The organism is Bacillus sp. z60-11 (genome assembly GCF_046464135.1).
In the GTDB taxonomy this organism is placed as follows: domain Bacteria; phylum Bacillota; class Bacilli; order Bacillales; family Bacillaceae; genus Bacillus; species Bacillus sonorensis_A.
Map to the genome: position 1 here is coordinate 45256 of NZ_JBIYSN010000011.1, position 11865 is coordinate 57120.

Consider the following 11865-nt stretch of genomic DNA (forward strand, 5'->3'; position numbering starts at 1 on the left):
TCTATAGTCTGCATTCATCTTATTTCGATACATTTTGCAAAAACCCTCTTATTTAAATTTTAGCTTTATTTTAATTTTAGCTCAATATAAACTCGCGAATCTTTTGCATATTTATATTTCGGATTTGTCCTTCCGTATTCCTTTGAAACGTATGATACGTCATAATGCTTTGAAAAAGATTGGATAATGCGTTCAATCTCCTCCGACTTCCCCGTAAGCCTGATCTGCGCCAACTCTTCTCACTCCGTCTCTGTTCAATGAAAATTTCACCAAACACTACTGTAACACAGTATATTGTTTTTTTAACAGGAAAAGATAACCTATATCCATCATCAGAAACGAGCAAGGCAGGTGACAGCATGAATCAGTCGGAGTTTAAGGATCATATCCACGAAAATCTCAGTTTGCTTCTTCCTCATCTCGAGCAAAACGATGACCTCGTTCAAAACAAAAAAATGCTGGACAGCGGCATCATTTTCTATTTTTTGTATTTTCGCGAACTGAATGATGACACCAAAATTCAGAAAGCCGCCAAAACGCTGTGCACTGATGGAAGTTCTCTCACACTGGAAGACGTCCGCCTCCGCTTAAACAAACTGAACGCCGAGCCCATCCGCAAGGAAAAAGATGCGATAAACGCGATTTTTCAAGGAAAGTGCCTCCTGTTGGTAAACGGCATGAATACCGTTTTTTCGCTGCCGACATTTGCAAAAAAGAAAAGAAGCCTCGGAGAGGTCAATACAGAAAATGTCGTCAGAGGGCCGAAAGTCGGCTTTATCGAAGACGTGGAGACAAATGTGGCGCTCATCAGGCAGCGCGTTCCTGATCAGGATTTGATCGTTGAGAAGATGCCGATCGGTAAAAGCAAGCTGAAACACGCAACCATTTTATATATAAACGGCAAAGCGGACAAGGCGATCATCACCGATCTGAAAAAGCGTTTGAAAAAGGTTCAGCTTGATGACATTCAAGATTCGGGTGTGCTTGAAGAACTGATTGAAGACAACAAGTTTTCACCGTTTCCGCAGATTCAAAACACAGAAAGACCTGATAAAGTATCGTCCGCACTGTTCAACGGTCGGATCGCCATCTTTGTCGATTATTCGCCGTTTGCTTTGATCGTTCCGGCATCGTTCGGCATGGTGATGCAGTCTCCGGACGATTATTACGAGCGGTGGATCGCCACGACCCTGATCAGGTTTTTAAGGTTCAGCTCGATTTTTATCACCTTGTTTTTATCGGCTTTTTATATATCCCTCGTTTCATTTCACCAGGGGATGCTGCCGACCGCTCTTGCTGTAACCATTGCCAGCACGCGGGAAAATGTTCCGTTTCCTCCGCTGCTTGAAGCGCTGATTATGGAAGTGACGATTGAGCTTTTAAGGGAAGCGGGTTTAAGACTTCCAAACCCGCTCGGCCAGACGATCGGTTTAGTCGGAGGCGTGGTCATCGGTCAGGCGGCCGTTCAAGCGAATATTGTCAGCTCGGTCATGGTGATCATCGTCAGCATCATCGCTCTTGCTTCATTCACGGTTCCTCAATATGGGATGGGGCTGTCGTTTCGGGTGCTGCGCTTTATTTCCATGATTGTCGCTGCCGTGTTCGGACTGTACGGGATCATTTTATGGATGATGGTGATCTTCACCCATTTGGTGAGGCAGCGAAGCTTTGGCATCCCGTATTTTAATCCCAACCATTTTTTCAGCTTAAAACATTCGGATGAAGCGATCATTCGTTTACCGACAAAGAATCGTGAGGTGAGTCATCAAAATGGGGCAAAAAAATCAGCACGATCGGATTAGCACATATGAAGCCGCTTCTATTATCACAAGCACGATGCTTGGCGCGGGACTCTTGACGCTTCCAAGGTCACTCACGCAAAAAACGGTCTCCCCTGACGGCTGGATCGTTTTGGCTTTGGAAGGAATTGTTTTTATTTTGATCATTTATTTGAACGCCAAAATCGTCAAAAAACACAACGTCCTCACCTTTTTTGATTATACGAAAGAAGGCTGCGGCTTCATCATCGGGAATCTATTGAACCTGATGATCGTTTTGTATTTTTTTGCAGTGGCAAGCTTTGAAGCGCGAGCGATGGCTGAGATGGTCAAATTTTTCCTGCTTCAATTCACCCCGATGGGTGTGACGATTTTCGCGTTCGTGATTTGCGCGATCTATATGGTTGTCGGCGGCATCAGCGACATGTCAAAGATTTTCCCGTTTTTTCTGTCGATCACGCTCGTTGTTCTGCTTGTCGTCTACGGTCTGAGCCTGAATATGTTTCAAATCAACAATTTAAGGCCTATTCTCGGTTTGGGATTCGGCTCGGTCACAAGCGCTTTGACAGTTGTCTCCATTTCATTTTTAGGCGTCGAGACCATGCTGTTTCTGCCAAAGTATATTAAAAACAAAGAAAAGCTGTTCAGAGCCACCGCCATCGGCTTCGGCATCCCGCTTATTTTATATGTGCTGACGTTCACCGTAGTCGTAGGCGCGCTGACCGCAACTGAAGTGATGACGATGACCTGGCCGACGATTTCTTTATTTCAATCATTTGAAATCAGAGGTATTTTCATCGAACGATTCGAATCTTTTTTGCTCGTCATCTGGACGATTCAGTTTTTCTCCACGTTTGTCGTCTATACCTACTTTGCCGCGTCAGGGCTTGAACATGTATTCGGATGGCCCGTCAAAAAAAACGTATTTTTCATCGGCGCCGCTGCTTACCTGGCATCCCTTTTGCCGAAAGACGTCAATGATGTCTCCGTTTTCAGCGATAATTTAGGTTATGTCTTTATCGTCGTTTTCTGCGTGCTTCCGCTTCTCATGTTTATCATCGTTTCCGCTAAAAGGAGGTTTAAAGCTTCGTGAGACAAAAGGGATTGTTAGCCGTGCTGTCCCTGACTCTCCTTTTGACAGGCTGCTGGGACAGCAGGCAGATCGAAGAGCTCAGCATTGCCATCGGCCTTGCGATGGACAAAGGCGAAGACGACAAAAAAGTGAAGATGACATTTCAGTTTCTCGTTCCCAAAAAAATCGGCCAACCCGGCAACGCCCAAGATCAGACCAAGGTTGTATCCACCTCCGGAGATACGGTCCATCAAACGATCCGGTCGACCGCTTTGAAAAACTTCCCGGTTTTCTCACAGCACCTGCAGGTTATTCTGTTCTCGGAGGATCTCGTATCGGAGATTTCTTTAGACGCCATAGTCAACCAGTTCATCCGTGACAACAGCCTCAGAAGAAGCAGTGAAGTCTATATGACATCAGGAGAAGCCGGTCCTTTTTTGAAAATCGATGATGCAGGGGATCCCGCTTCAGAAGTGATACACAACGTCTCACAGAACAGGCAGTCGACGATTAAATTGCTTGAGCCGGTCACATTGGGGGACATTTCAATTAACATGCAGAAGGGCTTGTCTTTTATCATGCCAAAGATTACCGCGATAAAGGGTGAGCTGCAGATGGGCGGCGGGGCCATTCTCAAAAATAACAGGCCGATCGCCAATATTTCTCCGGAAGAAATTATGGCTTTGAATTTGTTGACGGGGAAAGTGACAGGCGGCGTCATTGATGCGAGACACAAAGGGCATTTGTTTTCCTTTGAAGTGTTTTCGATGACACACCGCGTTCAAACAACGAGAAAAAACGGAAGATATCAGTTTGATGTTCATTCCGATATTAAAGGAAGATTGTCTGAAGACTGGTATAAAGGCGAGGATTCTTTTAATCCCGATTATATTAAAGCCATTGAACGTTCCATTCAAAAAGATATTGAAAAAAGAGTCAGGACTCTCATCAACCGCTTGCAGCGCGATATCAAAGCGGATGTCACCGATTTTTCCGACTATGTCAGAATCCAATATCCGAAAAGATGGAAAAAAGAAAAACACAATTGGGATCACTACTTCACAAAAGCCGATATCGACTATCATATCAAAGCCACCATCCAGGACTTTGGAACAAAAGGGGCGGCGAAGGTGAGATAGGCGCAGAATTTTTTGATAGAATGGGTGTGAAAGGGTGATGTAGCTTGAAGCGGATATTGCAGGTAACAGGGATTGTAATGATTGCGGCGGCAATTATTTTGTCCGGTTTTATTATCAATGACGTCCTTTATGACCCGTATATGGAGGATTCGCAGTCGATGCTGTTCTTCACGATTGGTTCGTATCTCTCCACACCGGTTTTTTCCGTCATCGGCGGCTTTATTTTGCTCGGCATCAGCAAGCTGATTGATTTGCAGGAAAAAAACAACACCGCTCTCGCCGAACGGCTCGATCTCATTTGCAAGACAAGCGATATCACGGGCAAACATGATCATCAAAAAAACGAGACCGCAGCAGAACCCGTTCAAACCGCTGAGGCAGAATCTTTCACTTTGCCCGCAGCTGATGACCGGAAATATTGGAACGGCTGAAACGGCTTTCATCAGAAAGCTGTTTTTTGGCTTTTTTTACTGAACGAGCTTGTTTCGGTGCGCATAGACGGCGGCTTGTGTACGGTCATCGACCTCAAGCTTGGAAAGGATATTGGTGACATGGGTTTTGACGGTTTTAATCGTAATGAATAATTCTTCGGCAATATCTTTATTTGTTTTTCCTTCCGCCACAAGCTTGAGGATTTCAAGTTCCCTCGCTGTCAGCGATTCATGCAGCGGCTGTTCCCCTGACGAATGTCTCAGCTTTGACAGCACTTTTCCGGCTACCTTTGCTTCCAGCTTTGGTTCGCCTATGCTCGCCGCTCTGATGGCATCGGCGATTTCACTCGCTTTCGACGTTTTCAGCAAATAGCTGAGCGCGCCTGCTTCGATGACCGGATATACTTTGTCATCATCGATAAAACTTGTCAAAACGATGATTTTCGGATCGTCAAGCTTCCCGCAGATTTCCTTTGTCGCCTCAATGCCATCCATCCCTTCCATCACAAGGTCCATCAAAATAACATCGGGCTTTTTTTCAATCGCCAGCTCGACGCCGAGCCTGCCATCTGAAGCTTCGCCGATCACCTCTATGTCCGGCTGTGATTCCAAAAAAGCAGCCAGCCCCATTCTCACCATTTCATGATCATCAATTAACAGTACTCGAATCACCTTCGGTCTCTCCTTTTCCTTGGTCAAAGATCGGAACCTTTACATCAACCTGTGTTCCTTTTCCCGCAAATGAAATAATTTCCGCCACCCCGCCGACTTCGCTCGCCCTTTCCTTAATGGAATTGAGCCCGTAAGAGGAGGTCTTCACGTCGTCCATCTGAAACCCTTCCCCGTTGTCAATCACCTTCAGCTGAAGCTGCTTGTTTCTGAACAAGAGCCTGACGGACACTTTGGTCGCCTTTGAATGCCTGAAGACATTGGAAAGCGCTTCTTGGACAATTCTGAACAGATGGTCTTCGACACCCTTCGCGAGCTTTTCGGTATCATCGATTTCCCAATCGATATCAATCGACTGTTTCGCTTTAAACTCTTTCAAAAGGTCGGCAAGCCCTTCTGTTAAACCTTTTCCTTCAAGGGTAACCGGCCTTAAGTGCAACAGCAGCGCCCGCATCTCATTTTGTGCGTCGGCCGCCATTTTTTCGACCATTTTCAGCCTCTGTGTGAGTTTCTCATCACCCGCGGCTCCTTCGAGAACGGCTGAAGTCATCATCGAAATCGCGAACAGCTGCTGACTTACCGCATCGTGCAATTCCCGCGCCAGCCGCTGGCGCTCTTCTGAGACAACGGCTTTTTTCATTTGCTCCTGCCATTCCGCCCTTTCATTGGACAGCTTTTGCAGAGAGGCGACCTGCCTTTCGATCCTTACGGCCATTTCGTTCAATTGATCGGCTGCAAGCCCGATTTCATCATCGCCAAGCGACGGAATCCTATACGCAAAATTGCCGTTTTCGTACCTTATGATCGATTCGATCAGTTTTTCGAGCCGTTTTTTGAGCTGATTGCCGAACATGTAGCCGGAAGCGAAGCCGACAGCAGCACTGATCAACAGCAGGAGAGCGATAAACGGAATGCCGAACCATCTGGAAGCGATGAGCACTCGCGGGTCGAGCTGATAGTAGAAGAGCATGAAGCCCAAAACGGCAATAAAGACTGTAAAGCTGACCCCCAATGACAAACGGACGGCGCGCCACTGAATATTTGCAAGCCTGTTCGTTTTCATATAAACCGCACATCCACATCACCGATCAACAGAGAGATCGAGATTTTGACCCGTCTTGCCGATTGTTCGTAATGCTCCGACTCGGTGTAGATTTGGTTGCCCATGCCGCTTTGCCTTTCCCCGATAATATCAACATCGCCGATTAACACCGAAGAGCTGATCGACACATCGAGGTCGGACGGAATGTAAATGTCGACATCCCCCATCAGCCCGGTGATCACGATCGTATGATCCTCATCTGAAATGATCGCTTTCGACAAATCGATTTTCACATCTCCGATGAAACCCGATATGTTCAAATCATTTAAATCAAAAGGCGTTTTCATCAATTTCACATCACCGAAAAAAAAGCTGCGCTGGCCTGCGTTCTTTTTTTTCCGATACCGTTCCGGGTCCGTTTCGCGCGCTTGGCGGTCTTTCGGTTTACTGCGGTCAAAAACAGGCTGATTTGTGACCAGCCTGTATCCCGCATAGATTAAAAAGGCGGCAAAAAAGAAGCCGAACAGGCTGAATGTAATGCTGAAAATATCCTTTAACAGCAGGAAGCCTGCAAAAATATACATCACGGACCCGAGCCAGCGGCGCGAATATTTATGAAGAAAATACCCGGCAAACAGAAAAGCGAGCGGCCAGAATAAAACGTCTCCAAGCCCGCTGTTTTGCAAAAATATGCTGATTCCGAACAAGACGATGATAAGTCCGATCAATTGGTTTTTTGTAAGACGCATGCCGACCCGGGCCCCCTTTCTTTTGCTTGGTTATTCAATGGATACATTCCCGCTTGTCAGCGAGATATCAATTTTATTTTTGCCATTTCCGTTTTTTCCAGTCAGGGTCCGTTTATCGCTGCTGATCTGATCAAAGGAAAAAGAATGGCTGATGCTGCCGCTTGTCGATGTTGCTTCAAGGCTGATGTCCGCATCGTCGGGTAGGTCGAGTTTGGCGTTTCCCGATGTCTGTTTGATGCTCAAAGGGGCATCAACAGCAGAAAAAGAAGCTCGCAAGTCACCTGACGTCTGCTTGATGTTCAATCTGCCTGTCACATTTTCAAGCTCTGTGTTTCCGGATGTTGAGCGAATATCCCCCTCCGCTGTCCGAACATCTTTCAAACGAATATTTCCCGATGTCCCTTGGACTTCCAGCTCTTCTGCCTGGAGCTGATCCACTTTCTGGGTACCGCTTCCTGAGCTTAATGTGACCTTATTTAAGGCTAAACGTCCGCCTGATATTTTCACATTGCCGCTTCCTGATATAACGGACAGATCATCTTTGTATTCATAAGGAACTTTGACAACAAGTTCATTCTTTTGAAAAAAGAAATATTGAAAAGGCTTCGGGTGAACGGTGAGCTGAAGGGTATTTCCCTTTTCCGCTGACTCGAGGCGCGCATTGCCTGTCAGCTCGGCGGTTATATCATCGCGCTGTTCGGCTTTGATGTTGACCGTGATGCTTTTGGCGTTGATATCGATCGCACTGATTCCCTTCAGCGAAGCCGCGGCTGTATGGTCTGCCTTTTGATTGAAACCGCCGAATGAAAAACCGCCTGCGCCATTATAGATGAAGCAGGCAAAGATCAGAATGCCGGCGAGAATCATCAGCTTCCCTATCGTTTTCTTCATATGCTTAATCCTTTCGGCAAGTAAGTGTATGCTCCTTATTATAAGGAACATTTTGTTTGAAAGAAATCAAAAATTGAAGGAAGGGGCCTTTAAAGCCCCCTGATTATTCATTGCCGGCTGCTGTTTTCTTTTCCAATCCGGCTTTTTTCGCCCGCATGTTTTCAAGCTCTTGTTCAACCTCTTTCGCATATTCAAGGCGGCTGTACGGAGATCCCGCGGAAAGCTCGGCATAGCTGTTGACTTTCGTTTCCATTTCTTCAATACGGTTTTCCATTCTCATAAATTCACGGTACGCGCTTTCGCTATCGATTTTATTGAAGGAAGCATTCATATGCTCTTTTGCTTTGACAGCGTTTGCCCGGGCGATTAATGCATGTTTTCTGTCCTTAATGTCGCGCAGTTTGACTTCGAGCGTTTTCAGCTGTTCTTTTAATTCAGCAAGCTGTTTTTTCGCATGCTGATGAGCCTCTTGATATTCAGCGGTTTTGGCTTCAAAATACTTCATTTCGGAAAGCGCTTTTTTGGCAAGCTCTTCTTCACCTGCATCAAAAGCAAGCTGGGCCTGGTTTTTGCGTTTAACGGTCAGTTTTTCAGCCTCTTCATACTTCCCTTTGAAACTTTGCTCAATCGTCTGCTGCTTGACAATCGTATGTTTTGCCTTCGCGATGTCGCTTTCCATATCGCGTACGTATTGATTCAGCATCACCCGCGGGTTTTCCATTTTATCCAATCCTTCATTTACTGTTGCGACAAACATATCTCTGATTCTTTTGAACGCCATGATTTCGTCCTCCCTAAAGTTTATTTATTCTTTTTCAAAAAGTCTTCCCATTCCGCATCAAAGCTTGTATCATAGGATGCTGCAGAAGGCTCTGTATTCTCTCCATAATAGATGCTTTCTTCTTGCTTTCCACTCTGCTTCATCATGTTCCAGCCGAAATAAACCATGGCTGCGGCCAGTGCGATGCCGATCAGAAATGGAAGAGACCCTCCCAAAAACATGATGCCGATGATGGCCAAGATGACAGCGGCAAATCGTCGGTCTTCTTTCCACTTTTTCAAGCCGAGATAAATCAGCAAAACACCGATTACTCCTGTGATCAGCCCCCCGATATGGCCTCCCCCGAAAAACAGCGAAATGCCAAACAGGATCAGAAAAAAGCCGATGATCGATTTTCCATTTATATTCATGTTTGCTCCTCCTTTCTTCTTCATGTATTCACTATAGTCAATTTCTGCTTTCGACAAAACGAGTCACAGATTGATTTTACCGTCAGACCAGAGTCGTAATTCGGATAAGACCAAACATCACAAAGACCGCTCTTCCCGAGCGGTCCTTGTGTCAATTCATTTTCGGATTCCAGCCGTCAAGTACGTTTTCAATGGTCCAGCTTTCCGCTTCCTGATCGGTCAACTGCCGCCTCGCTTCATGCAAAATGGCCCCAGGCCCGGTATTCCGGTATTCATACAACCTGGCATCAGCGGCCGCAAAGCCTGACATATCTGTCCACCCTTCAATCTGAATATGGGCGTCCAGGCTGCAATTGCGATACAACACGCTGGCAATAGCGTCAGGATCTCCGCCCGGATGCCACGGGCGTCCGAGCCATACCGTTCCGGCAGCTGCATCGCTTGTCAGCCTGCAGTTTTGGATCAAAAGGCCGAACGGTTTCGTGATATGTGTGCTGGCAGCTGTCACATAGCCGTTGTTGGTGGCGGAGCCGCGGTCCGTACTATGAATCTGGCAATTTTCAAAAACCGCCCTTGCTCCTCCAAAGATAAAATCGACATCCCCTTCAATATAGCAGCGGTCAAAATATTGTGTTCCATCATTGACAAACAACGTATCCTGTCTGCCGATAAACCGCGAATTTTTAAACATCATCCGGTTTCCTTTCGCATAGACCGCCACCGCCTGTGTTCCATCCGTATCTACTTTCGTTCGGTCAAACGAATTCTCAAATGTCAAATTTCTGGCTTCAACATCATCTGCATATATAAATACGCTGGCGCTTCCGCTCGTTCCATACCTTCCTCCCCCTTCCTTTTCCTTACCTGCGTAATTATCATACGTGATGACGGTGTCGTGTCCGCTTTCGCCGATCAGCTTAACAAACGGCTTTGTCGCAGGGATGTGAACGACTTCTTTATAAACGCCTTTTTTAATGAAGATTTCCTTTTGTTCATAATTGTACTCCGGCAATGCATCGATTGCCTCTTGAACCGTATGAAATTCGCCGCCCCCATCTTTTGATACCGTCAGCCTGATTGCCGCTTTTCCACGATTGCTCAACAGAACTCCCCCTCTTTTTGAAAACGCTTACTTTAAAGTTTACGACAAAAAGCCGTTTTCCCCTGCCGGAAAACGGCTTGATCTGCTCAATCGACCCGTTTCTGTTTGAAAAAAAGTTGGTGAAGTAAATGGCTCATTCTGATTTTTTCTTTGTCCGGAATACGTCAGCGCTTCGTTCATATTCGACATCCGCTTCCCCGAGCCGGTGATTGACAATGCGCGCCGCCGCAAATAAATAATCGGACAGCCGGTTGACGTATGGCAGCGCAAGCGGCGGAATGTCTTCTTCTTTGGCCAAAGCGACAATTTTTCGTTCAGCTCTTCTGATGACCGTTCTCGCTGCATGCAAATATGATGCCGCTTCTGTTCCGCCTGGAAGTATAAACTTAGTCAGCTGCGGTGCTTCCTCGACATAGGCATCAATTCGTTCTTCAAGCATGGTGATCGATTCAGCCTTCAGCTTGCCTTCTTCCTGAACATTGACATGCGCCAAATCACCACCGCAGTCGAACAGCTCATGCTGGATGACAGTCAACTCTGACAAAACATCATGAAAGAGCGCCTCTTCTGCTTTTAAATAAGATTGAGCCAGCCCGATGAAACTGTTTGCTTCATCCAGTGTACCGTACGCTTCCACTCTAAGATGATCTTTATCGGCCCTTCCGCCAATTAAACTCGTTTTTCCCTGATCGCCTGTTTTTGTATAGAGTTTCATTTCATACTCCTCTCTTGATCACTTGTCTCTATAGTATACCCTGTTTATAACGGCTGCATAGATCGTTTCATTATGAAACACACATTTTCGAAACAATTATCAAAAACAAAATGTTGTTGAATAAAGAAACACTCACTTTTATAATAGAATTGTAAACGGTTTTATTCAAAGACAGGTGGGATGAGGATGGAATTGAATCAGCAAACGGCCATTATCACAGGTGCAAGCCGCGGCATCGGCAGAGCCATTGCGGAGTTGCTTGCGGATAAAGGGGCAAATGTCGTCATCAATGGGACAAACGAAGAATTGCTCAAGTCTCTGTGCACACAATTGAATACTGAGAGAAAGTGTGCTTCTTATGTTGCCGGTGATGCCAGTTTGCCAGAAACAGCTTCGCTTCTCATCGCTGAGGCAAAACAGCGGTTTGGGCGGATCGATATTTTGGTCAACAACGCCGGCATTAATTTGCGCAAAACAACCGTTGATACGTCGCTTGAAGAGTGGAAAAAAGTGATAGATTTAAATTTAACCGGCACCTTTCTCATGTGTCAGGCTGTCATCCCGGAAATGATCAAACAGGGCGGCGGAAAAATCGTGAACATGAGCTCTACGACGAGCAAAACACCGCATCACAATGCCTCTCCTGCTTACGGTGCATCGAAAGCAGGCATCAACTATTTAACGATGCATTTGGCAAAGGAGCTTGCTGAACACCGCATTCATGTCAACGCCGTCTGCCCCGGGCCGATTGAAACGGATATGAGCAAGCAGTGGAGCGAGGAGTATCGCGCAGCAGTCGTCGAACGGATTCCGCTGAAAATGCTCGGCTCACCAGAGCATGTCGCAAACGTTGTCGCCTTTCTTGCCTCTGACAAATCTGACTTTATGACAGGCGAAACCATTAATATTAACGGCGGCACCTATATGAACTAAAAAGAAGAGCCTCCTTAATCGGAAGGCTCTTCTCAGCTTGTAGAGAAACCCATGTTTTTCTACAAGCTTTTTGTTTTAAATAGGTTTTGATATGTTTTTCTTCTTACAAAGAAACAGAAAAAGGCCTCCCACACTCCTAGCCTAGCTTCGCTA

14 protein-coding genes are annotated in these 11865 nt (G+C 46.1%); 5 read left to right on the forward strand and 9 right to left on the reverse strand.

All coding sequences use genetic code 11. The features are described 5' to 3' along the window. Nucleotides 1-65: 65 nt before the first annotated feature. Nucleotides 66-233, reverse strand: a complete 168-nt coding sequence (locus ACINLD_RS21635; protein ID WP_077735545.1) for a YvzF family protein — start codon at nt 231-233, stop codon at nt 66-68. Nucleotides 234-359: 126 nt separating this feature from the next. On the opposite strand from ACINLD_RS21635, the gene ACINLD_RS21640 reads away from it, so the two are divergent. Genes ACINLD_RS21640 through ACINLD_RS21655 form a run of 4 tightly spaced genes read left to right on the forward strand, consistent with a single transcriptional unit; the run spans nt 360 to nt 4420 of the window. Further along, a complete protein-coding gene (locus ACINLD_RS21640; protein WP_026588708.1) occupies nt 360-1802 on the forward strand; it encodes a spore germination protein in 1443 nt (480 codons plus the stop codon). Then, complete coding sequence (locus tag ACINLD_RS21645) at nt 1771-2871, forward strand: endospore germination permease (protein WP_026588709.1); 1101 nt, start codon at nt 1771-1773, stop codon at nt 2869-2871. The genes ACINLD_RS21640 and ACINLD_RS21645 overlap by 32 nt, the downstream gene beginning before the upstream one ends. Then, the gene (locus ACINLD_RS21650; RefSeq protein WP_277691640.1) at nt 2868-3989 is read left to right on the forward strand and encodes a Ger(x)C family spore germination protein; all 1122 of its coding nucleotides are present in this window, start codon (nt 2868-2870) and stop codon (nt 3987-3989) included. Before ACINLD_RS21645 ends, ACINLD_RS21650 begins: the two co-directional genes overlap by 4 nt. Before the next feature lie 44 nt (nt 3990-4033). Further along, entirely contained in the window at nt 4034-4420 is a 387-nt protein-coding gene (locus tag ACINLD_RS21655; RefSeq protein ID WP_026588711.1) for a hypothetical protein, read from the forward strand. 36 nt (nt 4421-4456) lie between these two features. Here ACINLD_RS21655 and ACINLD_RS21660 read toward each other — a convergent pair whose 3' ends face one another. The 8 genes from ACINLD_RS21660 to ACINLD_RS21695 form a co-directional block, all read right to left on the reverse strand. After that, entirely contained in the window at nt 4457-5092 is a 636-nt protein-coding gene (locus ACINLD_RS21660) for a response regulator (RefSeq protein WP_026588712.1), read from the reverse strand. Next, complete coding sequence (gene liaS, locus ACINLD_RS21665; RefSeq protein ID WP_026588713.1) at nt 5070-6152, reverse strand: two-component system sensor histidine kinase LiaS; 1083 nt, start codon at nt 6150-6152, stop codon at nt 5070-5072. Before liaS ends, ACINLD_RS21660 begins: the two co-directional genes overlap by 23 nt. Then, nucleotides 6149-6880: a cell wall-active antibiotics response protein LiaF gene (liaF, locus tag ACINLD_RS21670; RefSeq protein ID WP_026588714.1), complete on the reverse strand. Its 732-nt coding sequence runs from the start codon at nt 6878-6880 to the stop codon at nt 6149-6151. The genes liaS and liaF overlap by 4 nt, the downstream gene beginning before the upstream one ends. 30 nt (nt 6881-6910) lie before the next feature. Further along, nucleotides 6911-7771 (reverse strand): DUF4097 domain-containing protein, encoded by an 861-nt coding sequence (locus ACINLD_RS21675; RefSeq protein WP_277691641.1) that lies wholly within the window; start codon nt 7769-7771, stop codon nt 6911-6913. Between the two features lie 103 nt (nt 7772-7874). Then, complete coding sequence (liaH, locus tag ACINLD_RS21680) at nt 7875-8552, reverse strand: stress responsive protein LiaH (RefSeq protein ID WP_026588716.1); 678 nt, start codon at nt 8550-8552, stop codon at nt 7875-7877. A 20-nt stretch (nt 8553-8572) separates the two neighbouring features. Beyond that, a complete protein-coding gene (locus ACINLD_RS21685; protein ID WP_026588717.1) occupies nt 8573-8962 on the reverse strand; it encodes an MnhB domain-containing protein in 390 nt (129 codons plus the stop codon). A 151-nt stretch (nt 8963-9113) separates the two neighbouring features. Continuing rightward, nucleotides 9114-10064: a pectinesterase family protein gene (locus ACINLD_RS21690; protein ID WP_277691642.1), complete on the reverse strand. Its 951-nt coding sequence runs from the start codon at nt 10062-10064 to the stop codon at nt 9114-9116. A gap of 133 nt (nt 10065-10197) precedes the next feature. After that, nucleotides 10198-10779, reverse strand: coding sequence for a cob(I)yrinic acid a,c-diamide adenosyltransferase (locus ACINLD_RS21695; RefSeq protein ID WP_026588719.1), 582 nt, complete (start codon nt 10777-10779; stop codon nt 10198-10200). 186 nt (nt 10780-10965) lie between these two features. Here ACINLD_RS21695 and ACINLD_RS21700 point away from each other — a divergent pair, with 186 nt between their 5' ends. Continuing rightward, on the forward strand, nt 10966-11712 hold the full coding sequence (locus ACINLD_RS21700) for an SDR family NAD(P)-dependent oxidoreductase (protein ID WP_026588720.1): 747 nt from the start codon (nt 10966-10968) through the stop codon (nt 11710-11712). Nucleotides 11713-11865: the final 153 nt, after the last annotated feature.

Bases quoted from the DNA above. Each gene is read 5' to 3' on its own strand.
- ACINLD_RS21675 (WP_277691641.1), bottom strand. From the start codon at position 7,771: ATGAAGAAAACGATAGGGAAGCTGATGATTCTCGCCGGCATTCTGATC.
- ACINLD_RS21700 (WP_026588720.1), top strand. From the start codon at position 10,966: ATGGAATTGAATCAGCAAACGGCCATTATCACAGGTGCAAGCCGCGGC.
- ACINLD_RS21685 (WP_026588717.1), bottom strand. From the start codon at position 8,962: ATGAATATAAATGGAAAATCGATCATCGGCTTTTTTCTGATCCTGTTT.
- ACINLD_RS21695 (WP_026588719.1), bottom strand. From the start codon at position 10,779: ATGAAACTCTATACAAAAACAGGCGATCAGGGAAAAACGAGTTTAATT.
- ACINLD_RS21640 (WP_026588708.1), top strand. From the start codon at position 360: ATGAATCAGTCGGAGTTTAAGGATCATATCCACGAAAATCTCAGTTTG.
- liaF (WP_026588714.1), bottom strand. From the start codon at position 6,880: ATGCGTCTTACAAAAAACCAATTGATCGGACTTATCATCGTCTTGTTC.
- liaH (WP_026588716.1), bottom strand. From the start codon at position 8,552: ATGGCGTTCAAAAGAATCAGAGATATGTTTGTCGCAACAGTAAATGAA.
- ACINLD_RS21645 (WP_026588709.1), top strand. From the start codon at position 1,771: ATGGGGCAAAAAAATCAGCACGATCGGATTAGCACATATGAAGCCGCT.
- liaS (WP_026588713.1), bottom strand. From the start codon at position 6,152: ATGAAAACGAACAGGCTTGCAAATATTCAGTGGCGCGCCGTCCGTTTG.